At 61.9% G+C, this 25,399-nt stretch carries 22 protein-coding genes; 7 read left to right on the top strand and 15 right to left on the bottom strand.

The genetic code is table 11. The features are described from left to right. Window position 1 precedes the first annotated feature (1 nt). The gene (gene cobA, locus J4E58_RS01065) at window positions 2-763 is read left to right on the top strand and encodes a uroporphyrinogen-III C-methyltransferase (RefSeq protein WP_087088663.1); all 762 of its coding nucleotides are present in this window, start codon (window positions 2-4) and stop codon (window positions 761-763) included. A 77-nt stretch (window positions 764-840) separates the two neighbouring features. Here the strand turns inward: cobA and J4E58_RS01060 are convergent, their stop codons facing one another. The 8 genes from J4E58_RS01060 to ppsA form a co-directional block, all read right to left on the bottom strand. Further along, window positions 841-1,827: an OmpA family protein gene (locus J4E58_RS01060; protein ID WP_007927525.1), complete on the bottom strand. Its 987-nt coding sequence runs from the start codon at window positions 1,825-1,827 to the stop codon at window positions 841-843. 107 nt (window positions 1,828-1,934) lie between these two features. Then, window positions 1,935-2,525 carry an RNA polymerase sigma factor SigX gene (gene sigX / locus J4E58_RS01055; protein ID WP_009042922.1) on the bottom strand — a complete coding sequence of 197 codons (591 nt, stop codon included), beginning with the start codon at window positions 2,523-2,525 and terminating at the stop codon, window positions 1,935-1,937. Window positions 2,526-2,613: 88 nt separating this feature from the next. After that, entirely contained in the window at window positions 2,614-3,438 is an 825-nt protein-coding gene (locus J4E58_RS01050; protein ID WP_053260260.1) for a mechanosensitive ion channel family protein, read from the bottom strand. 2 nt (window positions 3,439-3,440) lie between these two features. Further along, window positions 3,441-3,686 (bottom strand): hypothetical protein, encoded by a 246-nt coding sequence (locus J4E58_RS01045; protein ID WP_007927518.1) that lies wholly within the window; start codon window positions 3,684-3,686, stop codon window positions 3,441-3,443. A 63-nt stretch (window positions 3,687-3,749) separates the two neighbouring features. Next, a complete protein-coding gene (locus tag J4E58_RS01040; RefSeq protein ID WP_009042920.1) occupies window positions 3,750-4,745 on the bottom strand; it encodes a zinc transporter ZntB in 996 nt (331 codons plus the stop codon). A gap of 25 nt (window positions 4,746-4,770) precedes the next feature. Further along, the gene (gene rraA / locus J4E58_RS01035; RefSeq protein WP_007927511.1) at window positions 4,771-5,262 is read right to left on the bottom strand and encodes a ribonuclease E activity regulator RraA; all 492 of its coding nucleotides are present in this window, start codon (window positions 5,260-5,262) and stop codon (window positions 4,771-4,773) included. Window positions 5,263-5,511: 249 nt separating this feature from the next. Next, window positions 5,512-6,501, bottom strand: a complete 990-nt coding sequence (locus J4E58_RS01030) for an alpha/beta fold hydrolase (protein ID WP_007927509.1) — start codon at window positions 6,499-6,501, stop codon at window positions 5,512-5,514. A gap of 100 nt (window positions 6,502-6,601) precedes the next feature. Beyond that, window positions 6,602-8,977 (bottom strand): phosphoenolpyruvate synthase, encoded by a 2,376-nt coding sequence (ppsA, locus tag J4E58_RS01025; protein WP_009042917.1) that lies wholly within the window; start codon window positions 8,975-8,977, stop codon window positions 6,602-6,604. A 174-nt stretch (window positions 8,978-9,151) separates the two neighbouring features. Here ppsA and J4E58_RS01020 point away from each other — a divergent pair, with 174 nt between their 5' ends. Then, entirely contained in the window at window positions 9,152-9,970 is an 819-nt protein-coding gene (locus J4E58_RS01020; protein WP_007927505.1) for a pyruvate, water dikinase regulatory protein, read from the top strand. 122 nt (window positions 9,971-10,092) lie between these two features. On the opposite strand, the gene prpD is transcribed toward J4E58_RS01020, so the two are convergent. The 6 genes from prpD to J4E58_RS00990 form a co-directional block, all read right to left on the bottom strand. Next, a complete protein-coding gene (gene prpD, locus J4E58_RS01015) occupies window positions 10,093-11,577 on the bottom strand; it encodes a 2-methylcitrate dehydratase (protein ID WP_087088665.1) in 1,485 nt (494 codons plus the stop codon). A 181-nt stretch (window positions 11,578-11,758) separates the two neighbouring features. Continuing rightward, complete coding sequence (gene prpF, locus J4E58_RS01010; protein WP_087088667.1) at window positions 11,759-12,949, bottom strand: 2-methylaconitate cis-trans isomerase PrpF; 1,191 nt, start codon at window positions 12,947-12,949, stop codon at window positions 11,759-11,761. Between the two features lie 61 nt (window positions 12,950-13,010). Next, window positions 13,011-15,605, bottom strand: a complete 2,595-nt coding sequence (acnD, locus tag J4E58_RS01005; RefSeq protein WP_087089305.1) for a Fe/S-dependent 2-methylisocitrate dehydratase AcnD — start codon at window positions 15,603-15,605, stop codon at window positions 13,011-13,013. Between the two features lie 189 nt (window positions 15,606-15,794). Continuing rightward, window positions 15,795-16,922 (bottom strand): 2-methylcitrate synthase, encoded by a 1,128-nt coding sequence (gene prpC / locus J4E58_RS01000; RefSeq protein ID WP_087088669.1) that lies wholly within the window; start codon window positions 16,920-16,922, stop codon window positions 15,795-15,797. Window positions 16,923-17,105: 183 nt separating this feature from the next. Then, the gene (gene prpB, locus J4E58_RS00995) at window positions 17,106-18,002 is read right to left on the bottom strand and encodes a methylisocitrate lyase (RefSeq protein ID WP_009042912.1); all 897 of its coding nucleotides are present in this window, start codon (window positions 18,000-18,002) and stop codon (window positions 17,106-17,108) included. A gap of 11 nt (window positions 18,003-18,013) precedes the next feature. Continuing rightward, entirely contained in the window at window positions 18,014-18,709 is a 696-nt protein-coding gene (locus tag J4E58_RS00990; RefSeq protein WP_053260254.1) for a GntR family transcriptional regulator, read from the bottom strand. A 269-nt stretch (window positions 18,710-18,978) separates the two neighbouring features. Between J4E58_RS00990 and J4E58_RS00985 the strand changes: the two genes are divergently transcribed. From J4E58_RS00985 to pabB, 4 genes are all read left to right on the top strand, one after another. Then, window positions 18,979-19,521: an ATP-dependent zinc protease gene (locus tag J4E58_RS00985; RefSeq protein WP_087088671.1), complete on the top strand. Its 543-nt coding sequence runs from the start codon at window positions 18,979-18,981 to the stop codon at window positions 19,519-19,521. A gap of 5 nt (window positions 19,522-19,526) precedes the next feature. Then, window positions 19,527-21,059, top strand: a complete 1,533-nt coding sequence (locus J4E58_RS00980) for an inactive transglutaminase family protein (RefSeq protein ID WP_007930639.1) — start codon at window positions 19,527-19,529, stop codon at window positions 21,057-21,059. After that, window positions 21,059-22,045: an alpha-L-glutamate ligase-like protein gene (locus J4E58_RS00975; RefSeq protein ID WP_007930638.1), complete on the top strand. Its 987-nt coding sequence runs from the start codon at window positions 21,059-21,061 to the stop codon at window positions 22,043-22,045. Before J4E58_RS00980 ends, J4E58_RS00975 begins: the two co-directional genes overlap by 1 nt. A gap of 243 nt (window positions 22,046-22,288) precedes the next feature. Continuing rightward, a complete protein-coding gene (gene pabB / locus J4E58_RS00970; RefSeq protein ID WP_087088673.1) occupies window positions 22,289-23,632 on the top strand; it encodes an aminodeoxychorismate synthase component I in 1,344 nt (447 codons plus the stop codon). A 119-nt stretch (window positions 23,633-23,751) separates the two neighbouring features. Here the strand turns inward: pabB and thrH are convergent, their stop codons facing one another. Beyond that, window positions 23,752-24,369, bottom strand: a complete 618-nt coding sequence (gene thrH, locus J4E58_RS00965) for a bifunctional phosphoserine phosphatase/homoserine phosphotransferase ThrH (protein ID WP_009047891.1) — start codon at window positions 24,367-24,369, stop codon at window positions 23,752-23,754. 169 nt (window positions 24,370-24,538) lie between these two features. On the opposite strand from thrH, the gene J4E58_RS00960 reads away from it, so the two are divergent. Continuing rightward, complete coding sequence (locus J4E58_RS00960; RefSeq protein ID WP_007930635.1) at window positions 24,539-25,273, top strand: phosphoadenylyl-sulfate reductase; 735 nt, start codon at window positions 24,539-24,541, stop codon at window positions 25,271-25,273. Window positions 25,274-25,399: the final 126 nt, after the last annotated feature.

Below are 25,399 nucleotides of genomic sequence, written 5' to 3'. Positions count from 1 at the left end.
CATGAGCGCAAAAGTCTGGCTGGTGGGTGCGGGCCCTGGCGATCCTGAACTGCTGACCCTCAAGGCCGTGCGTGCCCTGGGCGAGGCGGATGTGGTGCTGATCGACGACCTGGTGAATCCGGCGGTGCTGGAGCACTGCCCCCGGGCACGGGTCATCGCCGTGGGTAAACGCGGAGGCTGTCGTTCGACGCCCCAGGCGTTCATTCATCGGCTGATGCTGCGCTACGCCCGTCATGGCAAGTGCGTGGTACGCCTCAAGGGCGGCGATCCGTGCATCTTCGGCCGTGGCGGTGAAGAAGCGCAGTGGCTGCAGGAACGTGGCGTCGAGGTGGAACTGGTGAACGGCATCACGGCCGGCCTGGCGGGAGCTACCCAGTGCGGTATCCCGCTGACCCTGCGCGGTGTCGCCCGTGGCGTCACCCTGCTGACGGCCCATACCCAGGACGACAGCAGCCTGAACTGGCAAGCCCTGGCACAAAGCGGTACGACGTTGGTGATCTATATGGGAGTGGCCAAACTGGGTGAGATCCGTGAACAGCTGATCGCTGGCGGCCTGGCACCGCATACCCCGGTGGCCATGATTGAAAACGCGTCCCTGCCCGAGCAACGGCTGTGCCGGAGCGCTCTGCACACCATGCAGGACGATGCCCATGCCTTCCAGCTGAAAAGCCCAGCCATCCTGGTCGTCGGCGAAGTGGCTGCCTGCGGCGCACAACTGCCCGCCTTTTCCGAAGCAGCCCTGGCGGCGGCGTTCTCGGCCTGACTCCAGGCGCTTTCATCAAATCGCGGACAAAGAAAAACCCGGCCTAGGCCGGGTTTTTCAAAGCTGCAAGCTACAGATTACTGAGCTTGTTGAGCTTGTGCTTCAACCTGCGCTTCTACGCGACGGTTTACAGCGCGGCCAGCTTCAGTTGCGTTGTCAGCAACTGGGCGGGACTCACCGTAACCAACGGATTGAACGCGGCTCGACTCAACACCGTACTGGCTGGTCAGAACTTGCTTAACGGCGTTTGCACGACGCTCAGACAGTTTCTGGTTGTAAGCGTCAGGACCGACGGAGTCAGTGTGACCTTCAACAACGGTGGTGGTTTGTGGGTACTGCTTCATGAAGTCAGCGAGGTTCTTGATGTCAGCGTAGCTGTTAGGCTTAACGACCGACTTGTCGAAGTCGAACTTCACGTCCAGCTCAACACGAACAACTTCAGCAACCGGAGCTTCTGGTTCTGGAGTTGGCTCTGGAACTGGAGCAGGAGCTGGAGCAACCTTGCCAGCGTTGCCGCCGAAGTTCACACCCAGACCAACCAGAGCGGAGTAGTCCCACTTGCCGTTGTCCATTGCGTAGTCGGCTTCAACGCCGGCACGAGCGAACAGGTTGTCGGTGAAGTAGTACTTAACACCGGTACCGATGATAGCCAGGGTCGACTGGTCGCGACCGCTGTGGCCGTCAGCCAGGACGTTGGTACGGCTCTGGTGACCGAAACCACCGGAAACGTATGGACGCAGGGAGTCCACGCCAGCTTGACCGAAGTGGTAGGTAGCCAGCAGGCTGCCGGTGTCACCTTTGATCTTCTGGTTGCCAGTGCCGTCGTTCGAACGGGTGTGGTTGGTTTTGTCGTAGTTCAGGTCCAACGACAGGTCATCGGTCAGGAAGTAGCCGATACGAGCGCCTGGGTTGAAGCCGTCTTCGATGTGCTTAACGCTGTCGTTGTACTGTTTTTTGTAAAACAGTTCACCCTCGACCGCGCCTTGGCCTTGCGCCAGAACGCCGAACGAAGTCACGGCAACAATAGAACCAATGGCAATGCCCAAGGTGTTTTTCAGTTTCATCCGTTAAATCCCCATCTGGTGATTGTAAAGCAGTCCCACATACCGGGGGACAACTCGGCGGTAAGTCTATCAGAACTTACCTAGACGTAAGAGATATTTGCGCCGAACTAAGTTTCAGCAATGCCTGCAAATTTCTCACGCAATTTATCAAGCGCACGCTTGTACCGCATTTTCGTAGCACTCAACCCCATGTGCATGATGTCTGCGATCTCCTGGAACTCCAGTTCTGCGACGAATCGTAGCACCAGAATCTCCCGATCGATCGGGTTCACATGCACCAACCAGCGGTCAAGTCCGCCCTTTTCCTCAGGTTTCGGCGCCTTATCTTCAGACGCTTCCTCGAGGGGATCAAGACTTAACGCATCCATCAAGCGACGTTTCCGCCGTTCTTTCCGATACTGCGTGATGCATTCGTTGTACGTGATGCTATAGAGCCATGTCTTGAACTTCGATTTCCCCTCGAAGTTCTTGAGGCCATACAGCACCTTCAACATCACCTCCTGACAGACATCGTCAGCATCACGATCGTTCCCTAAATAACGAGCACAAACGTTGAAGAGGGTTCGCTGATAGCGTCGCATCAACTCTTCATACGCACGCGTTACGTGAAACAGCTCCGTGTGCGAGCGCGCAACCAACTCCTCGTCAGAGAGCTCACGGGGGTCATAGCGCGTGGATAGCGATTGGGCTTTATTCAAAACGAGTCGGGCCGACAGTCAGGTCAATGTCCACCGCAGCCCAGACACGGGCATTTTGCGGCGGCATACATTAGCAGGGTTTGCCGGGTTAGCGGCTACTTACATGCTGCTCCAGCAGGATCCGATTGGAGAGCGAGACCAGCTCGCCCTCATCGGTCAGCAGTGTAGTCTTAACCGTGCCGATCTCCTCGATCTGCCCTTCGACCTCGCCAACTCGCACTTGTTGCCCAACCTGATACAACTCACGCACATAGATTCCCGCAAGAATCTGACCGGCAATATCCCGGCTTCCCAACCCCATGGCCAAGGCAACAGCCAGACCAACGGTAATCAAAACGATCACGATCACATGGTTGAGCAGGTCGGTTTTGACCTCCAACTGACTGATCGCAACGGAAATACTGATGATGATCACCAGGCCCTGGGCGATTCGCCCCAGGCCACTGGCGTAATCCAGACCGACCCCTTCGGCCGCTCCGCGCACCAGCCCATTGGCCAATTGCGCCAGCAATACCCCCACCAACAGCACCAGCGCGGCCCCGAAAACCTTCGGTAAATACAACGCCAGCATGTCGAGCGTAGCCGAAACCCGCTCCAGGCCAAGGGATTCTGCAGCAGAAACCAGAAAAATCAGTAATACGAACCAATACACGATTTTACCGATCAAGGTAGAAATCGGTACCTGCAAGCCCGCACGGGACAGCAGTTTGGTCAAACCGGTACCGCCCATCAAACGGTCCAGGCCCAGTTTGGCGAGCAATTTGGAAAGCAGGGTATCCAGCAGTTTGGCAACTACAAAACCCAGCAGCAGCACGACCAGCGCGCCAAACAGATTGGGAATGAAGTTCGCTACCTTGGTCCACAACGCAGTCATCGCAGTGACGAGGCTCTGAGTCCAGAGATCAAGTTCCATATTCAATCAGCCTTATCAGCAGTGCGAGCAGTAGGTTTACGACGGGAAACCGGCGAGATATGGGCCGATCCGTTATTCAGAGCAATCATCAGCGCCGGCAACCAGCGGCCGAGCAGGCTGAACAGATCGCCCGCCCCCACCTGCCGGTTGGCGGTTTTCAGTACGCGGCCCAGGCACGCATCGTCGTCCCGGGTGGACGGTGTGGCCTTGAGCATGTCACGCAACGACTGTTCAAACGGATCGTGCATACGCACCTCTCGATATGTCAGTGAAAGACGCGATCAAAATTCCTTGGGTCACATAGTTCATGATCAGACCCAGCGCAAACGTCGGAATAACCACCACTGTCCCAGCGCGACCAGCGCCATCAACAGGCAGGCCACCAGAAACCCGTAGGGGCTGTTGGAAAGCGGAATGCCTCCCACGTTGATCCCCAGCAAGCCGGCCAGAAAACTCATCGGCAGAAAGATCCCGGTGATGATCCCGAAGCGAAACATGATGCGGTTCATGCGCACGCTCAGGCGCCGGTCTTCGGCCTCCAGCACAAGCCCCACGCGCTCTCGGGTCAATTCGAGCTCTTCCAGGTAGCGGGTCAGGCTGTTGTTCAATTCGTTCCAGTAATCGCCATCGTCATCGGCGAACCAAGGCAGCCTGATGCGGCTGAGCTGACCGAAAATATCCCGCTGCGGAGCGAGGAAACGCTTGAGTCCGGCAGCCCGTCGACGAATCTGCAGAATGTTGCTGTGCTCAGGGGTATACCGTTCGTCGGCATCCAGTTTTTCTTCCTCGGCATCGACCACTTCCGACAGGTCGCTGACCAGGTCCTGCACTTTATGGGTCAGGTACTCAGCCATATAAAGGATGAGTTCGGAGGCGGTTTTCGGTCCCTTGCCTTCGCCCAGTTGCACCAGCAGCTCATCGGTCGCGCGCAATGGCCGCAGGCGCAGGGAGATCACTCGCTGGGCCGAACCGAAGATGCGTACCGAAACCATGTCCTCCGGCTCGGCGCCGGGGTTGAGGTTGATGCCGCGTAAAAACAGCAAGAACTCGGAGTCCGGCAGCGCCAACAGGCGCGGCCGGGTGTTTTCTTCGAGTAAAAGGTCACAGCTGAACTCACTCAGACCGCTGGATTTACGCAGCCAGGTCTGGGTTTGCGGATGGCTGCGATCCCAATGCAGCCAGAGGCTCTCATGGGCTTGCAGCTGCAAGTCGTCCAGTTCAGTTCGGGCAATTGCACGCGCACCACCTTTACCGTCCAGCACCAGGGCATGTACCAGCCCCCATTGCGCGTTGTCTTCCTCGAACATCCTCATCCCTTGCTTGGTCGACTGCTTATTCGGGCATTTTCAGCGGGCTTGGCGAAACGATCACGCCATTGTTGTCGGCATAGACATATTCGCCCGGACGGAAAGTCACCCCGGCAAAAGTCACCACCACGTTGAGATCGCCAATGCCGCGCTTGTCGGTTTTCATCGGGTGACTGGCCAGCGCCTGAACGCCCAGGTCGGTTTGCGCGATGACATCGACATCACGGATGCAACCGTAGATCACCAGCCCTTCCCAACCGTTCTTCGCCGCCTTCTCGGCCAGCATATCGCCCAGCAGCGCACGGCGCAGGGAGCCGCCACCGTCGACCACCAGCACCTTGCCGTGGCCCTTGAGCTCGACCTGTTCCTTGACCAGCGAGTTGTCTTCGAAGCATTTGATGGTCACGATTTCGCCGCCAAAGGAGTCGCGGCCACCGAAATTGCTGAACATCGGTTCAACCACCTGTACCAGATCCGGGTAGGCGTCGCACAGGTCGGGAGTGAGGTAATGATTCATCGAGAAACTCCTGTAATGGAAAGAACACGTCGCGGTGTCGGAATTCGCAGGGTTCATGCTGAGTGATACGAGGGCAGACGGAGAATGTTTAACATTTCAGCCAGCCCTCACCATACGCCAATTTCAGCAGGCTCGGCGGCACGAACAGAATGCTTGACCGGCGACCGAATGTGACCGGAACCGCTCAACGCGTCATATCTTAGCCGCAAGCGCATCGGAACGAAATGCTCTTGTCAGAGCCTTCTGAACTCAGCTGGCGGCAGCCAGTTCGGTGCCCGACGCCAACAACGGGCTCTGCTGATCCTTCAACCAACGCGCGACCAAAGGCCAGACTTCAGCCTGGGCCGCTTTGCTCACCAGCATCTCCACATGGCCGAAATTGCCGCTGAACCCTTGTTCGCGTCCCAGGCAGACAAACTGCTTATGCTCGGAACTCAACTGGTCAAACAGCTTGCGACAAGCCCAGGTCGGATCCTGATGATCCCCGGCCGCGCTCACCGCCAATACCGGCAGCGAAACATCGGACAAACCGGCCCACCAGTCCTTCTGCCCATCGCCGAAACGCCCGAACAGCCCGTACCAGCGCATGCCTTCCAGGGCCAGGCCAATGGGCTCGTCCTCGGGACCGCGCTTGAGTCGCGAGCCGGACAACTGGGCAAAACGCTTGAGAATGAATCGACCGCCCCACTCCACCGCCGGGATTTTCAATGGCCAATAGGTGCGGCTGACCTGACAGCCGAACAGCGCCGCCGACGCCACTGCCGGCTCTCCCAGGTACTGGCCGCCCAAGGCCGCCGCCAGGGTAATGCCACCCAGGGAATGACCAATCCAGTGCGGAACCTGGCCGCTTTGTTCCCGCACGAAGGCGCCAATGGCAGGCAGATCGTATTGCGCATAGTCGGCGACGCGATTCTTGCGGTAGTCGGCATTGCGTCGCGACAGGCCATGACCACGCATCTCGGGGATCCATACATCGAAGCCCATGCGCGCCAGATACGCGCCCAGGCCGATGCCCTTGGGCGAATACCAGAAACGCCGATTGGAGAAGCTGCCGTGCAGCAGGATCACCGGGACACCACGGGATTCGGGCTCATCCGCCATCCCCAGGCGGGTAACGGCCAGCTCGACCGTGGCGTCCGGGCTATTGCCGGGCTTCAGGCGGTAGACGTCTTCACTCAGGTCGCCTCGACGTTCGGCACTGATCAAGGCGACGGGAAACAGGTTGCTGCTGCTTTGCATAATGCTCTTGCACAAAAAAGGGCGGCTTCCAGATGGAGCCCGCCCTACTTGAATCTCAAAGCACCGGCCAGCCCGAAGGCTGGCCAGTGCTTCATTCCGCTTAGACCGCACCCTGCCCCTCGGCCAGGAAGAACCAGGTTTCCAGTACGGAATCCGGGTTCAGCGAGACGCTTTCGATGCCCTGCTCCATCAGCCACTTGGCCAGGTCCGGATGGTCGGACGGGCCCTGGCCGCAAATACCGATGTATTTGCCGGCCTTGTTGCAGGCGGCGATAGCGTTGGCCAGCAGCTTCTTGACCGCCGGATTACGCTCGTCGAACAGGTGCGCGATGATGCCCGAATCGCGGTCCAGGCCCAGGGTCAGCTGGGTCAGGTCGTTGGAGCCGATGGAGAAGCCGTCGAAGAACTCGAGGAACTCTTCGGCCAGGATCGCGTTGGAAGGCAGCTCGCACATCATAATCACGCGCAGGCCGTTTTCACCGCGCTTGAGGCCGTTTTCAGCCAGCAGATCCACCACCTGGCTGGCTTCGCCCAGGGTGCGGACGAACGGCACCATGATCTCGACGTTGGTCAGGCCCATGTCGTTACGCACGCGCTTGAGGGCGCGGCATTCGAGCTCGAAGCAGTCACGGAAGGCTTCGCTGATGTAACGCGAAGCACCGCGGAAGCCCAGCATCGGGTTTTCTTCTTCCGGCTCGTAGAGCTTGCCGCCGATCAGGTTGGCGTATTCGTTGGACTTGAAGTCCGACAGGCGCACGATGACCTTTTTCGGCCAGAAGGCCGCAGCCAGGGTGCTGATGCCTTCAACCAGCTTGTCGACGTAAAAACCGACCGGATCGTTATAGCCAGCGATGCGCTTGTCGACGCTGTCCTTGATTTCATGGGGCAGGCCGGCGTAGTTCAGCAGCGCCTTGGGGTGCACGCCGATCATGCGGTTGATGATGAACTCCAGGCGGGCCAGGCCCACGCCGGCGTTCGGCAACTGGGCGAAGTCGAAGGCGCGGTCCGGGTTGCCGACGTTCATCATGATCTTGAACGGCAGCTCCGGCATGGCGTCGACGGAGTTTTTCTTCACGTCGAAGCCCAGCTCGCCTTCGAAGATGAAACCGGTGTCGCCTTCAGCGCAGGACACGGTCACGCCCTGGCCGTCCTTCAACAGTTCGGTGGCATTGCCGCAACCGACAACCGCTGGAATCCCCAGCTCGCGCGCAATGATCGCGGCGTGGCAGGTACGGCCGCCACGGTTGGTGACGATGGCGCTGGCGCGCTTCATCACCGGTTCCCAGTCCGGGTCGGTCATGTCGGATACCAGCACATCGCCGGCCTGGACCTTATCCATCTCCGACACGTCCTTGATGATCCGCACCTTGCCGGCGCCGATGCGCTGGCCGATGGCGCGACCTTCCACCAGCACGGTGCCGGTTTCCTTCAACAGGTAACGTTCCATGACGTTGGCCTGGGTGCGGCTCTTCACGGTTTCCGGACGGGCCTGGACGATGTACAGCTTGCCGTCGTCGCCGTCTTTGGCCCATTCGATGTCCATCGGGCACTTGTAGTGCTTCTCGATGATCATCGCCTGCTTGGCCAGCTCGCTGACTTCGGCGTCGGTCAGGCAGAAACGCGCGCGATCGGCCTTGTCGACGTCGACGGTCTTGACCGAGCGACCGGCCTTGGCTTCGTCGCCGTAGATCATCTTGATCGCCTTGCTGCCCAGGTTGCGGCGCAGGATGGCCGGGCGACCGGCTTGCAGGGTGCCCTTGTGGACGTAGAACTCGTCCGGGTTCACCGCACCTTGAACGACGGTTTCACCCAGGCCGTAGGCGCCGGTGATGAATACCACGTCACGGAAGCCCGACTCGGTGTCGAGGGTGAACATCACGCCGGCGGTACCGGTTTCCGAACGCACCATGCGCTGCACGCCGGCAGACAGGGCGACCAGCTTGTGGTCGAAGCCCTGGTGCACGCGGTAGGAAATGGCGCGGTCGTTGAACAGGGAAGCGAAGACTTCCTTGGCGGCGCGAATGACGTTCTCGACGCCACGGATATTGAGGAAGGTTTCCTGCTGGCCGGCGAAGGAAGCGTCCGGCAGGTCTTCGGCGGTGGCCGAGGAGCGCACGGCCACGGCCATGTCAGGGTTGCCCGCGGACAGCTTGGCGAACGCGGTGCGGATTTCGCTATTCAGTTGCTCGGGGAACTCGGCTTCCATGATCCATTGACGGATCTGCGCGCCGGTCTTGGCCAGGGCATTCACGTCATCGACGTCCAGGGCGTCGAGCGCGGCGTGGATCTGGTCGTTAAGACCGCTCAATTCGAGAAAATCACGATAGGCCTGGGCCGTCGTGGCAAAGCCTCCAGGGACGGATACACCGGCGCCTGCAAGGTTACTGATCATCTCGCCCAGGGATGCGTTCTTGCCCCCCACATGCTCTACATCATGGACGCCGAGCTTATCGAGGGAAACTACGTACTCTACCAAGGTGATCTCTCCACTAACTGTGTTGGAAAAGCTCAGAAGCCGGCTGCTCGGGGGAGCGCTTGCCAGCTGTATGGCCTGGACCTGGAAAATAAGTGAGAATGCGGGCCATTGGAGGCCGGCAAATCGCGCCTATCATATCCAAGATTCGTCACTAGCTTAAGGCCCAAGGTGCAAATGAAACGATCTGCTTTCTTTATCTCCGACGGTACCGGCATCACCGCTGAAACCCTCGGCCAGAGCCTCCTGGCGCAGTTCGAAAACATTACCTTCAGCAAAATCACGCGGCCGTATATCGACAGCGTAGATAAAGCGCGGGCCATGGTACAACAAATCAACATCGCCGCCGAAAAGGACGGATTTCGCCCGATTATCTTCGACACCATCGTCAATCAGGACATCCGTGAGATCCTCGCGACGTCCAATGGTTTCATGATCGACATCTTCTCGACCTTCCTCGCCCCCCTGGAGCTGGAGTTGAGCGAGCACTCGTCGTACTCGGTCGGCAAGTCCCACTCCATTGGCGGCAACTCCAACTATATGGAGCGGATCGAGGCGGTGAACTTCGCCCTCGACAACGACGACGGCGCCCGCACCCACTACTACGACAAGGCCGACCTGATCCTGGTCGGCGTGTCGCGCTGCGGCAAGACCCCGACCTGCCTGTACATGGCCATGCAGTTCGGGATCCGCGCCGCCAACTACCCGCTGACCGAAGACGACATGGAACGCCTGCAGCTGCCGACCGCCCTGCGCGCCCACCAGCACAAGCTGTTCGGCCTGACCATCGACCCCGACCGGCTCACCGCCATCCGCAACGAGCGCAAGCCCAACAGCCGTTACTCGAGCTACGCCCAGTGCGAGTTCGAAGTGCGCGAGGTGGAAAACCTGTTCCGCCGCGAGAACATTCCGCACATCAATTCCACCCATTTCTCGGTGGAAGAGATCTCGGCGAAGATCCTGGTGGAAAAAGGCGTCGAGCGGCGCTTCAAGTAGCGTTATCTGACCAATAGAAGGCTATCGCGAGCAATCGAGCGTCGACCGGCTGCTCCTACATGGCCTACAAGATCTTGTAGGAGCGAGCTTGCTCGCGATCAGACCAACGGTCCGCCCTGCCCTCAGATCACCAACAGGTCCACGAACCGGTGCACCGCCGTGGCTTCCAGCTGCGCCTGGTCCTTACACAGGGCAAAGATCTGCGCTGAACGCTGGGCCGTGAAGCGGGTGGCCAGGTTGGCCTTGAACTTGTCTTCCAGCAGCGCAATGCCTTCGGCGCGACGCCGGCGATGGCCAATCGGGTATTCCACCACCACCTGCTCGGAGCTCGAGCCATCCTTGAAAAACACCTGTAGCGCATTGGCGATGGAGCGCTTGTCGGCCTCCAGGTACTCGCGGGTGTAGCGCGGCTCCTCGACGACCTGCATCTTCTCGCGCAACTGATCGATGATCGGGTGGGCGGCATGGAAGCCGTCTTCATAGTGCTCGGCCACCAGGTTGCCGAACGCCAGCGGCACGGCGGTCATGTACTGGATGCAGTGGTCGCGGTCGGCGGCGTTGGCCAGTGGGCCGACCTTGGAAATGATGCGGATCGCCGATTCGTGGGTGGTGATGACGATCCTGTCGATCTCGTGCAGGCGATTGCGCACCAGCGGGTGCAGGGTCACCGCCGCTTCACAGGCGGTCTGCGCATGGAACTCGGCCGGGAAGCTGATCTTGAACAGCACGTTTTCCATCACATAGCTGCCGTACTGCTGCGACAGGCTGAAACGGCGCTGGTCTTCGGGCTTGAGCGCCAGGTCCTTGTTGGTGTGGCTGAACAGCACGTCGTAGAAGCCCCACTGCGGCGCGCTCAGCACTCCCGGGATGCCCATCTCGCCACGCAGGGCGATATCCGCCAGGCGCACGCCACGGCTGGTGGCATCCCCCGCCGCCCAGGATTTGCGCGAACCGGCGTTCGGCGCATGGCGATAGGTACGCAGCGCCTGGCCATCGACAAAGGCATGGGACAGCGCCGCCAGCAACTGCTCGCGGTTGGCCCCCATCAACTTGGCGGTGACCGCGGTCGAGGCGACTTTCACCAGCAGCACATGGTCGAGGCCGACCCGGTTGAAGGAGTTTTCCAGGGCAATCACCCCCTGGATCTCATGGGCCATGATCATGGCCTCGAGCACCGCACGCATGGTCAGCGGCGCTTCGCCATTGGCCACGCGTTTTTGCGACAGGTGATCGGCCACGGCGAGGATGCCACCGAGGTTGTCGGAAGGATGGCCCCACTCGGCGGCGAGCCAGGTGTCGTTGTAATCCAGCCAACGGACAATGCAGCCGATATCCCAGGCCGCCTTGACCGGGTCCAGGCGCAAGCGGGTACCCGGCACCCGCGCGCCAAACGGCACGACCGTGCCCTCCACTATCGGCCCCAGGTGCTTGGTGCACTCTGGAAAGCGCAGGGCCAGCAGGCCGCAGCCGAGGGTGTCCATCAGGCAGTTGCGGGCGGTATCCAGAGCCTCGCGGGACTCGATCCGATAGTTCAGAACGTAGTCGGCGATATCCTGCAGGACCTGGTCGTAATCGGGGCGTTCGTTCAGATCAACATTGGCACTCATGGGCAGTTCACTCCATCAAGGGTTGGGTTGCATCCTCAAGGTCAGGCTGATCGGGTTACTTTTTTATTCAACCCATTGTAGGAGCGAGCTTGCTCGCGATGACGGATGGACTGTCGACATCGATGTCGACCGTGGTATCGCTATCGCGAGCAAGCTCGCTCCTACAGGGGCCGTTTATGATTTAGAACGCGTCGCCGGGCACACGCACCCAGCCTTCCATCAAGACCCGCGCGCTACGACTCATGATGGCCTTGGTCACGCTCCATTCGCCGTTGTCCTGCACGGCTTCGGCGCCGACGCGCAGGGTCCCCGACGGGTGGCCGAAGCGCACCGCGCTGCGCTCACCGCCGCCGGCCGCCAGGTTGACCAGGGTCCCGGGGATCGCCGCCGCCGTGCCAATGGCCACCGCTGCGGTGCCCATCATCGCGTGGTGCAGCTTGCCCATGGACAGCGCGCGCACCAGCAGATCGACATCCGCGGCCTGCACCGCCTTGCCACTGGAAGCCTGGTAGCCCGCGGGCGGCGCGACAAAGGCGACCTTGGGCGTGTGCTGACGCTTGGCCGCTTCATCCAGATTCTGGATCAGCCCCATGCGCAGCGCGCCGTGGGCGCGAATAGTCTCGAACATCGCCAACGCCTTGGGGTCGCCGTTGATATCGCCCTGCAGCTCGGTACCGCTGTAGCCGATGTCGCGGGCGTTGATGAAAATCGTCGGGATCCCGGCATTGATCATGGTGGCCTGGAAAGTCCCGACGCCCGGCACCTCCAGGTCGTCCACCAGGTTGCCGGTGGGGAACATCGAACCGCCGGCGCCCTCTTCCTCGGCCGCCGGGTCAAGGAACTCCAACTGCACTTCGGCCGCCGGGAAAGTCACCCCGTCCAGCTCGAAATCACCGGTTTCCTGGACCGCGCCGTTGGTGATCGGCACGTGGGCGATGATGGTCTTGCCGATATTGGCCTGCCAGATACGCACCACCGCCACGCCGTTCTGCACAATGCGCTCGGCATCCACCAGGCCGCTGCTGATGGCGAAGGAACCGACCGCCGCCGACAGGTTGCCGCAGTTGCCGCTCCAGTCGACGAAAGGTTTGTCGATGGACACTTGGCCGAACAGGTAATCCACGTCGTGGCCGGGCTTGATGCTTTTCGACAGGATCACCGTCTTGCTGGTGCTGGACGTGGCGCCGCCCATGCCGTCGATCTGCTTGTCGTACGGGTCGGGGCTGCCGATCACCCGCAACAGCAAGGCATCGCGGGCCGCGCCCGGTAGCTGCGCCGCCTCGGGCAGGTCTTGCAGGCTGAAGAACACACCCTTGCTGGTGCCGCCCCGCATATAGGTGGCGGGAATCTTGATTTGCGCTACGAAAGCCATGAGTTTTCGGTCCTGATAAAGACCGAGGGCGGCGCCTTGCGGCCCGCCCCCGGTACGTCACTTAACTGGCCACAGCCGATTCGAGGAAGTCCTGGGCAAAGCGCTGCAACACCCCGCCCGCTTCGTAGATCGACACCTCTTCGGCGGTGTCGAGCCGGCAGGTCACCGGCACCTCGACCCGCTCGCCGTTCTTGCGCTGGATCACCAGGGTCAGCGTGGCGCGCGGCTTGCGCTCGCCCACCACATCGAAGGTTTCGGTGCCGTCGATGCCCAGGGTCTTGCGGTCGGTGCCCGGCTTGAACTCCAGCGGCAGCACGCCCATGCCCACCAGGTTGGTGCGGTGGATGCGCTCGAAGCCTTCGGCGGCGATGGCTTCCACCCCGGCCAGGCGCACGCCCTTGGCCGCCCAGTCACGGGACGAACCCTGGCCGTAGTCGGCGCCGGCGATGATGATCAGCGGCTGCTTGCGCTGCATATAGGTCTCGATGGCTTCCCACATCCGGGTGACCTGGCCTTCCGGCTCGATCCGCGCCAGCGAACCCTGCTTGACCTTGCCGCCTTCCTGGACCATTTCGTTGAACAGTTTCGGGTTGGCGAAGGTCGCGCGTTGCGCGGTCAGGTGGTCGCCCCGGTGGGTCGCGTAAGAGTTGAAGTCCTCTTCCGGCAGGCCCATTTTCGCCAGGTACTCGCCGGCCGCGCTGTCGAGCATGATGGCGTTGGACGGCGACAGGTGATCGGTGGTGATGTTGTCCGGCAGCACTGCCAGCGGGCGCATGCCAGTCAGGCTGCGCACCCCGGCCAGGGCGCCTTCCCAGTACGGCGGACGGCGGATGTAGGTGCTCATCTCACGCCAGTCGTACAGCGGCTCGACCTTGGGCCCGGTGTCTTCGTGAATGGCGAACATCGGGATATACACCTTGCGGAACTGCTCGGGTTTCACCGAAGCCTTGACCACCGCGTCGATCTCTTCGTCGCTCGGCCAGATGTCCTTGAGGCGGATTTCCTTGCCGTTGGCATCCAGGCCCAGCACGTCCTTCTCGATGTCGAAACGGATGGTCCCGGCAATCGCATAAGCCACCACCAGCGGCGGCGACGCGAGGAACGCCTGCTTGGCGTATGGATGGATGCGCCCGTCGAAGTTGCGGTTGCCCGAAAGCACCGCGGTGGCATACAGGTCGCGGTCGATGATCTCTTTCTGGATCACCGGGTCCAGCGCGCCGGACATGCCGTTGCAGGTGGTGCAGGCAAAGGCCACGACGCCAAAGCCCAATTGCTCCAGCTCCCTGGTCAAGCCCGCTTCGTCCAGGTACATGGCGACGGTCTTGGAGCCCGGGGCCAGCGACGACTTGACCCAGGGTTTGCGGGTCAGGCCGAGCTTGTTGGCATTGCGCGCCAGCAGGCCGGCGGCGATCACGTTGCGCGGGTTGCTGGTGTTGGTGCAGCTGGTGATGGCCGCGATGATCACCGCGCCATCGGGCATTTGCCCCGGCACCTCTTCCCACTGGCCAGCGATGCCCTTGGCCGCCAGGTCGCTGGTCGCCACCCGGGCGTGGGGGTTGCTCGGGCCCGCCATGTTGCGCACCACCGAGGACAGGTCGAACTGCAAGCCACGCTCGTACTGCGCGTTCTTCAGGCTGTCGGCCCACAGGCCGGCCTGTTTGGCATAGGTCTCGACCAGTTGTACTTGCTCGTCTTCACGACCAGTGAGCTTGAGGTAGTCGATGGTCTGCTGGTCGATGTAGAACATCGCCGCGGTGGCGCCGTATTCCGGGGCCATGTTGGAAATGGTCGCGCGGTCACCCAGGGTCAGCGCCGCGGCGCCCTCGCCGAAGAACTCCAGGTAGGCGCCCACCACCTTCTGCTTGCGCAGGAATTCGGTCAGCGCCAGCACCATATCGGTGGCGGTGATGCCCGGTTGCAGCTTGCCGGTCAGCTCGACGCCGACGATTTCCGGCAGGCGCATCCAGGACGCCCGGCCGAGCATCACGCTTTCGGCTTCCAGGCCGCCGACGCCGATGGCGATCACGCCCAGGGCATCCACGTGCGGGGTGTGGCTGTCGGTGCCGACGCAGGTATCGGGGAAGGCCACACCATCGCGCGCCTGGATCACCGGGGACATTTTCTCCAGGTTGATCTGGTGCATGATGCCGTTGCCCGGCGGGATCACGTCGACGTTCTTGAAGGCCTTCTTGGTCCAGTTGATGAAGTGGAAACGGTCTTCGTTGCGCCGGTCTTCCACGGCACGGTTCTTGGCGAACGCATCCGGGTCGAAGCCGCCGCACTCCACCGCCAGCGAGTGGTCGACGATCAACTGGGTCGGCACCACCGGGTTGACCTGGGCCGGGTCGCCGCCCTGGTCGGCGATGGCGTCACGCAGGCCGGCCAGGTCCACCAGGGCGGTCTGGCCAAGAATGTCATGGCACACCACGCGGGCCGGAAACCACGGGAAGTCGAGGTCGCGCTTGCGCTCGATCAGTTGCTTCAGGGAAGCGCTCAGGGTCGCCGGATCGCAGCGCCGCACCAGGTTTTCCGCGAGCACGCGCGAGGTGTACGGCAGGCTGTCGTAGGCGCCGGGCTGGATCGCCTCGACAGCCGCGCGGGTGTCGAAGTAGTCCAGTCGGGTACCGGGTAACGGTTTACGAAATTCAGTGTTCATCGTCAGGACTCGGTCACGGTGATTGCAAAAGGTGGGGCTGGCACCGGCACTGAACCGCCCTCTGTAGGAGCGAAGCTTGCTCGCGATAGCGGTGTAACGGTCGACATAGATGTTGAATGTCATTCCGTCTTCGCGAGCAAGCTTCGCTCCTACAGGGCTTCGGGTTCAGCCAGTGACGGCAGCCACCGGTCAGCGACGTTCGATTGGCACGAACTTGCGCTGTTCAACGCCGACGTACTCGGCGCTTGGACGGATGATGCGGTTGTTGGCGCGCTGTTCGAACACATGGGCGGCCCAGCCGGTCAGGCGCGAGCAGACGAAGATCGGGGTGAACAGCTTGGTCGGGATGCCCATGAAGTGGTACGCCGAGGCATGGTAGAAATCGGCGTTGGGGAACAGCTTCTTCTGCTCCCACATGGTCTTGTCGATGGCTTCGGAAACCGGGAACAACACCTTGTCGCCCACCTCAATGGCGAGCTTTTTCGACCAGCCCTTGATCACCTCGTTGCGCGGGTCGTTGTCTTTGTAGATCGCGTGACCGAAGCCCATGATCTTGTCCTTGCGCTCGAGCATGCCGAGGGTGCCCTTGATCGCCTCTTCCGGCGAAGCAAAGCGCTCGATCATCTCCATCGCCGCCTCGTTGGCGCCGCCGTGCAGCGGGCCGCGCAGCGAACCGATGGCCGCGGTGACACAGGAGTACAAGTCCGACAGGGTCGAGGCACAGACCCGGGCAGTGAAGGTCGAGGCGTTGAATTCGTGCTCGGCGTAGAGGATCAGCGACACGTTCATCACCTTGGTGTGCAGCTCGCTCGGCTTCTTGCCGTGCAGCAAGTGCAGGAAGTGGCTGCCGATGCACGGCTCGTCGGTCACGCAATCGATGCGTTTGCCGTCGTGGCTGAAGCGGTACCAGTAGCACATGATCGCCGGGAAGGCGGCCAGCAGACGGTCGGTTTTGTCGCGCTGCTCGGAGAAATCCTGTTCCGGCTCGATATTGCCGAGGAACGAGCAACCGGTGCGCATCACATCCATCGGATGGGCGTCGGCCGGAATGCGTTCCAGCACTTCCTTGAGCGCCTGCGGCAGGTCGCGCAGCTTGCTCAGCTTCCGGGTGTAGGCGTCCAGTTGCGCCTGGGTCGGCAGCTCGCCGTATAGCAGCAGGTAGGCCACTTCCTCGAACTGCGCGTCGGCCGCCAGTTCGCGTACGTCGTAACCCCGGTAGGTCAGCCCGGCACCGGCCTGGCCCACGGTCGACAAGGCAGTCTGTCCGGCCACCTGGCCACGCAGGCCAGCGCCACTCAATACTTTTGCTTCGGCCATTGCTCTCTCCAATCTTGAATTTGTTAGGGAATCGGCAAATCGTCAAAACCAATACTGCTTTCTGTAGCCGCTGCCGCAGGCTGCGACAGGACCGAAGGTCCTCCTGCGTCGAGAGGCGCGCCGCGGCCGTGCCTGCCGATCGCAGCCTGCGGCAGCGGCTACAGGTTTTGCATCAGTACGGCATCACCCCTTCTTCTGGGCGAACAGCGCATCGAGCTTCTGCTCGAAGGTGTGGTAGTCGATGCGGTCGTACAGCTCCATGCGGGTCTGCATGGTGTCGATCACGTTCTGCTGGGTGCCATCGCGACGGATCGCGGTGTAGACGTTCTCCGCCGCCTTGTTCATGGCGCGGAACGCCGACAGCGGGTACAGCACCAGGGAAACATCCACGGATTTCAGTTGCTCGGTGGTGTACAGCGGCGTGGCGCCGAACTCGGTGATGTTGGCCAGGATCGGCGCTTTCACCCGGCTGGCGAAGATCTTGTACATCTCCAGTTCAGTGATGGCTTCCGGGAACACCATGTCGGCGCCGGCTTCGATGCAGGCGGCGGCGCGATCCAGGGCCGACTCCAGCCCCTCCACCGCCAGGGCGTCGGTGCGGGCCATGATCACGAAGCTGTCGTCGGTGCGGGCATCCACCGCGGCCTTGATGCGGTCGACCATTTCCTGCTGGGAAACGATCTCCTTGTTCGGCCGGTGGCCGCAGCGCTTGGCGCCGACCTGGTCCTCGATATGAATCGCCGCCGCGCCGAACTTGATCATCGACTTGACGGTGCGCGCCACGTTGAATGCCGACGAACCGAAACCGGTGTCCACGTCCACCAGCAACGGCAGGTCGCAGACGTCGGTGATGCGGCGCACGTCGGTCAGCACGTCGTCCAGTCCGGTGATGCCCAGGTCCGGCACGCCGAGGGAGCCGGCCGCCACCCCGCCACCGGACAGGTAGATCGCCTTGAATCCGGCGCGCTTGGCCAGCAGCGCATGGTTGGCATTGATGGCGCCGACCACCTGCAACGGTCGTTCGCTGGCGACCGCATCGCGAAAGCGCTGGCCTGGAGTGCTCTTGTTGTTGGAACTCATGACTCACCTCTCTAGGGCGCGCACTCTGGAAAGTGACGGGCAATGTTGCGTTTGGAAGCACCGATGTGACGGCGCATCAACAACTCGGCCAGTTCGCCGTCGCGATCGGCAATGGCATCGAGAATCCGGTGGTGCTCGGCGAACGCCTGGTGCGGGCGATTGGGCGTGGCGGAAAACTGGATGCGGTACATGCGCACCAGTTGGTACAGCTCGCCGCAGAGCATCTGCGTGAGGGTGCGGTTGCCCGCGCCCTGGATGATCCGGTAATGGAAGTCAAAATCGCCTTCCTGCTGGTAGTAGCCGACCCCGGCCTGGAACGCCGCGTCGCGCTCGTGGGTATCGAGGACCCGGCGCAGCTCGTCGATTTCCTCGTTGGTCATGCGCTCGGCGGCCAGGCGGCAGGCCATGCCTTCCAGGGATTCGCGGATTTCATAGAGCTCGATCAGCTCGGCGTGGCTCAGGGACACCACCCGCGCCCCGACATGGGGCACCCGCACCAGCAGGCGCTGGCCTTCCAGACGGTGGATCGCCTCGCGCAAGGGGCCACGGCTGATGCCGTAGGTGCGCGCCAGTTCCGGCTCGGAAATCTTGCTGCCCGGGGCGATCTCGCCCTTGACGATGGCCGCCTGAATGCGCCTGAAGACGTTTTCGGACAAGGTTTCCGAATCGTCCTGCGTCACGGCGGGGGGATCGAGCTGATCCAACATATTGTCGACACCTTGAAAATCAATGCGACAAAAACTAGCCAATACAACCGATACAGTCAAAGGAAAAATAGATATTGTCGACAATCGTCTAATAACCCTTTGCACCAAACCGGCACAAAAGCCCCCGCCCCGCCGCTGGCGCCATAAAACCAGCATGCTAGAATGCCGCCCGCATTTGCCTGTCACATTAATAAGGCAGCACACGAGGGAGCTTGCGCAGCAATGCCAGTCGCCTTGAACTGAAGAACCCATGCAACGCACCAGGATCTATGAGACTCAAGGCCTTCTCCATACTGTTCTGCCTGCTCGGCCTGCCGGGCCTGAGTGCCGCCGCCGGCAAGACCGTTTACGGTCTGAATGAATACGCCAGACTGTCCGGGATCGACCTGGAAGTCGCCGCCAAGCTCGACACCGGCGCCAAGACCGCCTCCCTCAGCGCCCGCGATATCAAGCGCTTCAAGCGCAATGGCGAGTCCTGGGTACGCTTCTACCTGGCCATCGACGCCGCCCATTCCCACCCCATCGAACGTCCGCTGGCCCGCGTCAGCAAGATCAAGCGCCGCGCCGGCGACTACGACCCCGATGAGGAAAACAACAAGAAGTACACCGCGCGCCCGGTCATCGAGCTGGATATCTGCATGGGCAGAGCCCTGCGCAGCATAGAAGTGAACTTGACCGACCGCAGTGCATTCCAATACCCGCTCTTGATCGGTTCCGAAGCGCTCAAGCGCTTCGATGCACTGGTCGACCCCAGTCTTAAATACGCTGCTGGCAAACCTGCCTGCGCCACCGACGCTCATACCGCAGAGTAATTCCAATGCGCTCTCTTACCCTCCATCTGAAAATCCTGATCGCCATCCTGGTGGTGCTGGGCATTTCGATCACGGCCTATCAGATTTTCGTGCTCGGCATCCCGGTGACCGAAGACGCCACCGACGACCTGTGGAACATCGACGCCAAGGTCGAGTTCGTCGCCAACGCCAAGGACCCGATCAAGATCCAGATGTTCGTGCCGCCCCTGAGCCGCGACTATGTCAGCCTGAACGAGAGCTTCATCTCCAATAATTACGGGGTGGCGGTGAACCGCGTCGACGGCAACCGCAAGGTGACTTGGTCGGCCCGCCGCGCCAAGGGCAACCAGACCCTCTACTACCGCCTGGTGCTGACCAAGCGCTACACCGCGGAAAAAGCCAAGATCAAGGGCCCGACCTTCCGCGACAGCATCGCCGTCGAAGGCCCGGAAAAGATCGCCGCCGAAGCCCTGCTCGCGCCGATCCGCCAGCACTCGGCCGACGTCGAGACCTTCATCAGCGAAGCCATCAAGCGGGTCAACAACAGCAGCGACGACAACGCCAAGATGCTCCTGGCGGGCGATCCGTCGCCGGCGAACAAAGCCAAGATCGTCGACCTGCTGCTGTCCATCGCCCACGTGCCGATGGAAAAGGTCCACACCATTCGCCTGGTGGCCGACCAGCCGCAGGCCCCGGAACTGTGGCTGCGCAGCTTCAACGGTACCGACTGGCTGTACTTCAACCCGGAAACCGGCGAACAAGGCCTGCCCAGCGACCGCCTGTTGTGGTGGATCGGTGACGACAGCCTGATCACCGTCGATGGCGGCAAGAAAGCCACCGTCACCTTCAGCCTGAACAACAGCGAAATGAACGCCATTCGCCTGGCCAAGCTGACCGACGAGAACACCGACGCCAACTTCCTCGAATACTCGCTGTACGGCCTGCCGCTGCAGACCCAGCAGACCTTCATGATCATGGTGATGATCCCGATCGGCGTGCTGGTGATCCTGGTGCTGCGCAACCTGATCGGCTTGCAGACCCTGGGCACCTTCACCCCGGTGCTGATCGCCCTGGCCTTCCGCGAAACCCAGCTGGGCTTCGGTATCGTGCTGTTCACGGTGATCACCGCGCTCGGGCTGTCGCTCAGGTCCTACCTGGAACACCTGAAGCTGCAGATGCTGCCGCGGCTGTCGGTGGTGCTGACCTTCGTCGTGGTGCTGATCGCCGCCATCAGCCTGTTCAGCCACAAACTCGGCCTGGAACGCGGCCTGTCGGTGGCCCTGTTCCCGATGGTGATCCTGACCATGACTATCGAACGCCTGTCGATCACCTGGGAAGAACGAGGCGCCGGCCATGCGATGAAAGTCGCCATCGGCACGCTGTTCGCCGCCTCCCTGGCACACCTGATCATGAGCGTGCCGGAGCTGGTCTACTTCGTCTTCACCTTCCCGGCGATGCTGCTGATCCTGGTGGGCTTCATGCTGGCGATGGGTCGCTACCGCGGCTACCGCCTGACCGAGCTGATCCGTTTCAAAGCCTTCGTCAAGGCTGATTCGTAATGTTCGGCCTGTGGAAGACCTGGAAGGCCCTGGAAGCCCGGGGCATCATGGGGATCAATCGGCGTAACGCGGACTACGTGCTCAAGTACAACAAGCGCAGCCTGTACCCGATCGTCGACGACAAGATCATCACCAAGGAGCGCGCGATCAAGGCCGGCATCCATGTGCCGGAACTGTACGGCGTGATCTCCACGGAGAAGGAAATCGACAAGCTCGACGAGATCATCGGCGGGCGCAACGACTTCGTGATCAAGCCGGCGCAAGGCGCCGGCGGCGACGGCATCATCGTGATTGCCGACCGTTTCGAGGGTCGCTACCGCACGGTGTCCGGCAAGATCATCAGTCATGAAGAAATCGAGCACCACATCTCCAGCATCCTCACCGGCCTCTATTCCCTGGGCGGCCACCGTGACCGGGCGCTGATCGAATACCGGGTGACCCCGGACCAGATCTTCAAGAGCATCAGCTACGAAGGCGTGCCGGACATCCGCATCATCGTGCTCATGGGCTACCCGGTGATGGCCATGCTGCGCCTGCCGACCCGCCAGTCCGGCGGCAAGGCCAACCTGCACCAGGGCGCCATCGGCGTCGGCGTCGACCTGGCCACCGGCCTGACCCTGCGCGGCACCTGGCTGAACAACATCATCGCCAAGCACCCGGACACCACCAACGCGGTGGACGGCGTGCAACTGCCCTACTGGGACGGCTTCATGAAGCTGGCGGCCGGCTGCTACGAGCTGTGCGGCCTGGGCTACATCGGGGTGGACATGGTGCTGGACCAGGAAAAGGGCCCGTTGATCCTCGAGCTCAACGCCCGCCCCGGCCTGAACATCCAGATCGCCAACGACTGCGGCCTGACCCAGCGCACCCACGCGGTCGAAGCGCACCTGGCAGAACTGAAAGCCCGCGGCATCAGCGAAACCGTCGAGCAGCGCGTGCAGTTTGCCCAGGACCTGTTCGGCCATATCCCGGCGGTGGAAGGCTGATCCACAGCAACGAAAAACCCTGTAGCCGCTGCCGCAGGCTGCGCCCGACCGCGAAGCGGGCGCCGCTTTCGACATCGCCGAGGACCTTCGGTCCTTTCGCAGCCTTCGGCAGCGGCTACAGGGTATGCGGCGAGGCGGGCAATGCGTCGTAAACCGGGCAATCCCCGACATCCCCACTAGGAGCAAATCCCTGAGGGGACTACAATCGCCAGCCGCGCTCCTCCGATGGCTGATCCGCCCCGCATGTCGACCTGTTCCGTACACCCGCTGCCCTATCGCACCAACCCCGCCGAGTATTTCGCGGCGATCCGCCATACCCCTGGCGCCGTCCTGCTCGACAGCGGCCGGCCCAGTGCCGAGCGCGGCCGCTACGACCTGCTCAGCGCCTGGCCACGGGCCCAGTTGGCCGTCCTCAAGGACGAAAGCGGCGAAGATTTCCTGCAACGCCTGCGGCTCAACCTGGACCAATTGGGTCAGGCGGCGATCCCCGCGCCTTACCAGTTGCCTTTCGCCGGCGGGCTGATCGGCTACCTGAGCTACGACTTCGGACGCCATCTGGAACGCCTGCCCAGCCAGGCCCTGGATGACCTGCAACTGCCCGATGCGCGCTTCGGCCTCTACGACTGGGCGCTGATCAGCGACCATCAGCAGCGCACCAGCCAACTGGTGTTCCACCCCGCCCTCGCCGCCGCCGAACGCCAGCGCCTGATCGCTCTGTTCGGCCAGGCGCCAGTCAGCGCCAACGACAGCTTCAAGCTCAGCGGGCCGATGCTGCCTGACCTCAGCGCCGCGCAGTACCAACAGGCGTTCGAGCGCATCCAGGCATACATCCAGGCCGGCGACTGCTATCAGGTCAACTTCGCCCAGCGCTTTCGCGCGCCCTGCGCTGGCGATCCGTGGGTTGCCTACTGCGCGCTGCGGGCGGCCTGCCCGACGCCTTTTTCCGGGTTCCAGAGCCTGCCGGAAGGTGGCGCGGTGCTGAGCCTGTCGCCGGAGCGCTTCGTGCGGATCAGTGAGCGCCAGGTGGAAACCCGGCCGATCAAGGGCACCCGCCCGCGCGGCCAGGATGCCGCCGAAGACGCGGCGAACGCCGCCGAGCTGCTGGCCAGCCCCAAGGACCGCGCGGAAAACCTGATGATCGTCGACCTGCTGCGCAACGACCTGGGCCGCACCTGCCGCATCGGCTCGGTGCGGGTACCGGAGCTGTTCAGCCTGGAGAGTTACCCCAACGTGCACCACCTGGTGAGCAGCGTCACCGGCGAACTGGCGGACGACAAGGACGCCCTGGACCTGATCGCCGGCAGCTTCCCCGGCGGCTCGATCACCGGCGCACCGAAGATCCGCGCGATGCAGATCATCGACGAGCTGGAGCCGACCCGGCGCGGGCTGTATTGCGGTTCGCTGCTGTACCTGGACGTGCGTGGCGAGATGGACAGCTCGATCGCCATCCGCAGCCTGCTGGTCAAGGATGGGCAAGTCTGCTGCTGGGGCGGTGGCGGGATTGTCGCGGACTCGGACTGGCAGGCCGAGTATCAGGAGTCCATCACCAAGGTGAAGGTGCTGCTGGAGACCTTGCAGAACCTCTGATCATGCCCCTGTAGCCGCTGCCGAAGGCTGCGATAGGGCCGCAGGCCCTTCAGCGTTGGGGAAGACGCCGCGGCCGTACCGGCCGATCGCAGCCTTCGGCAGCGGCTACAGGTACAGCGTTACAAGCTCAATTCGCGGTTCGACGCCTTGAGGAACTCCTGCTTCAGCTCGGCAAAGCTGTGCACCGCCGGGAACTGTGGAAACTCGCGAATCACGTTGTCCGGGGCATGGAACAGAATGCCGGCATCGGCCTCGCCGAGCATGCTGGTGTCGTTGTACGAATCCCCCGCCGCAATCACCCGGTAATACAGGCTCTTGAAGGCCAGCACCGACTGGCGCTTGGGGTCTTTCTGGCGCAGCTGGTAACCGGTCACCCGGCCGCTGTCGTCGGTGACCAGGCGGTGGCACAGCAGCGTGGGAAAGCCCAGCTGGCGCATCAGCGGCTGGGAAAACTCATAGAAGGTGTCGGACAGAATCACCACCTGGAAACGCTCGCGCAGCCAGTCGACGAACTCGATGGCGCCGTCCAGCGGCTTGAGGGTGGCGATCACTTCCTGAATGTCCGAGAGCTTCAGGCCGTGCTCGTCGAGAATCCGCAGGCGCTGCTTCATCAGCACGTCGTAATCGGGAATATCCCGGGTGGTCGCCTTGAGGGATTCAATCCCGGTTTTTTCGGCAAAGGCGATCCAGATTTCCGGGACCAGTACACCTTCCAGGTCGAGACAGGCAATTTCCACAGGACACTCCCATTTGTATTGGTTATTCGAGCGAGCAAAAGGACTGCCGAACTCTAGCGATTCGCCCTGGCCCACGCAACGCGAGGAGCGCGCCAGCCGGGGGCGGATTTTGTTACCATCGCCAGTATCTAGAGCGCTCAGCGCCACCGACCTGTAGGAAACCGCCCTGATGAGCCCATCGTTCAATGTCGCTGAACTCGCCGCGACCTATGCCCAAAAATCCGCCCAGGACATTCTCAAACTGGCATTCGCCGAGTTCGGCGATGACCTGTGGATCTCTTTCAGTGGTGCCGAGGATGTGGTGCTGGTGGACATGGCCTGGAAGCTGAACAAGAACGTCAAGGTGTTCAGCCTCGACACCGGGCGCCTGCACCCGGAAACCTACCGCTTCATCGAGCAGGTACGCGAGCACTACAAGATCGACATCGAAGTGGTTTCGCCGGACCACGCCAAGCTCGAACCCTTCGTCAAGGAGAAAGGCCTGTTCAGCTTCTACAAGGATGGCCACGGCGAGTGCTGCGGCATCCGCAAGATCGAACCGCTGCGCCGCAAGCTGTCCACCGTCAGCGCCTGGGCCACCGGCCAACGCCGCGACCAGAGCCCGGGTACCCGCAGCCAGGTGGCGGTACTGGAGATCGACAGCGCCTTCTCCACCCCGGAGCGCACCCTGTACAAGTTCAACCCGCTGGCGCAGATGACCAGCGAAGAGATCTGGGGGTACATCCGCATGCTCGAGCTGCCGTACAACAGCCTGCACGAACGCGGCTTCATCAGCATCGGCTGCGAGCCTTGCACCCGCCCTGTGCTGCCGAACCAGCATGAGCGCGAAGGCCGCTGGTGGTGGGAAGAAGCCACGCAGAAGGAATGTGGCCTGCACGCCGGCAATATCATCAGCAAGGGCTAAAGCCCCAATTCCTCTTTCTTCTGTAGGAGCGAAGCTTGCTCGCGAGACGGTGTATCTGACACACCGCTTCGCGAGCAAGCTTCGCTCCTGCAGAAGCCCCTCCTCCCGGTAAAAATCTTGTACACA

Source organism: Pseudomonas sp. FW305-25, assembly GCF_017351415.1.
Lineage (GTDB): Bacteria > Pseudomonadota > Gammaproteobacteria > Pseudomonadales > Pseudomonadaceae > Aquipseudomonas > Aquipseudomonas chlororaphis.
This window is presented reverse-complemented; position numbering and strand designations above follow the sequence as displayed.

Excerpts from the sequence above, each read along its gene's own strand:
- cobA (WP_087088663.1), top strand. The coding sequence starts at position 2 with ATGAGCGCAAAAGTCTGGCTGGTGGGTGCGGGCCCTGGCGATCCTGAA.
- J4E58_RS01060 (WP_007927525.1), bottom strand. The coding sequence starts at position 1,827 with ATGAAACTGAAAAACACCTTGGGCATTGCCATTGGTTCTATTGTTGCC.
- J4E58_RS01050 (WP_053260260.1), bottom strand. The coding sequence starts at position 3,438 with ATGGAACTTGATCTCTGGACTCAGAGCCTCGTCACTGCGATGACTGCG.
- J4E58_RS01045 (WP_007927518.1), bottom strand. The coding sequence starts at position 3,686 with ATGCACGATCCGTTTGAACAGTCGTTGCGTGACATGCTCAAGGCCACA.
- J4E58_RS01040 (WP_009042920.1), bottom strand. The coding sequence starts at position 4,745 with ATGTTCGAGGAAGACAACGCGCAATGGGGGCTGGTACATGCCCTGGTG.
- rraA (WP_007927511.1), bottom strand. The coding sequence starts at position 5,262 with ATGAATCATTACCTCACTCCCGACCTGTGCGACGCCTACCCGGATCTG.
- J4E58_RS01030 (WP_007927509.1), bottom strand. The coding sequence starts at position 6,501 with ATGCAAAGCAGCAGCAACCTGTTTCCCGTCGCCTTGATCAGTGCCGAA.
- J4E58_RS01020 (WP_007927505.1), top strand. The coding sequence starts at position 9,152 with ATGAAACGATCTGCTTTCTTTATCTCCGACGGTACCGGCATCACCGCT.
- prpD (WP_087088665.1), bottom strand. The coding sequence starts at position 11,577 with ATGAGTGCCAATGTTGATCTGAACGAACGCCCCGATTACGACCAGGTC.
- prpF (WP_087088667.1), bottom strand. The coding sequence starts at position 12,949 with ATGGCTTTCGTAGCGCAAATCAAGATTCCCGCCACCTATATGCGGGGC.
- acnD (WP_087089305.1), bottom strand. The coding sequence starts at position 15,605 with ATGAACACTGAATTTCGTAAACCGTTACCCGGTACCCGACTGGACTAC.
- prpC (WP_087088669.1), bottom strand. The coding sequence starts at position 16,922 with ATGGCCGAAGCAAAAGTATTGAGTGGCGCTGGCCTGCGTGGCCAGGTG.
- prpB (WP_009042912.1), bottom strand. The coding sequence starts at position 18,002 with ATGAGTTCCAACAACAAGAGCACTCCAGGCCAGCGCTTTCGCGATGCG.
- J4E58_RS00990 (WP_053260254.1), bottom strand. The coding sequence starts at position 18,709 with ATGTTGGATCAGCTCGATCCCCCCGCCGTGACGCAGGACGATTCGGAA.
- J4E58_RS00985 (WP_087088671.1), top strand. The coding sequence starts at position 18,979 with ATGAGACTCAAGGCCTTCTCCATACTGTTCTGCCTGCTCGGCCTGCCG.
- J4E58_RS00980 (WP_007930639.1), top strand. The coding sequence starts at position 19,527 with ATGCGCTCTCTTACCCTCCATCTGAAAATCCTGATCGCCATCCTGGTG.
- J4E58_RS00975 (WP_007930638.1), top strand. The coding sequence starts at position 21,059 with ATGTTCGGCCTGTGGAAGACCTGGAAGGCCCTGGAAGCCCGGGGCATC.
- pabB (WP_087088673.1), top strand. The coding sequence starts at position 22,289 with ATGTCGACCTGTTCCGTACACCCGCTGCCCTATCGCACCAACCCCGCC.
- J4E58_RS00960 (WP_007930635.1), top strand. The coding sequence starts at position 24,539 with ATGAGCCCATCGTTCAATGTCGCTGAACTCGCCGCGACCTATGCCCAA.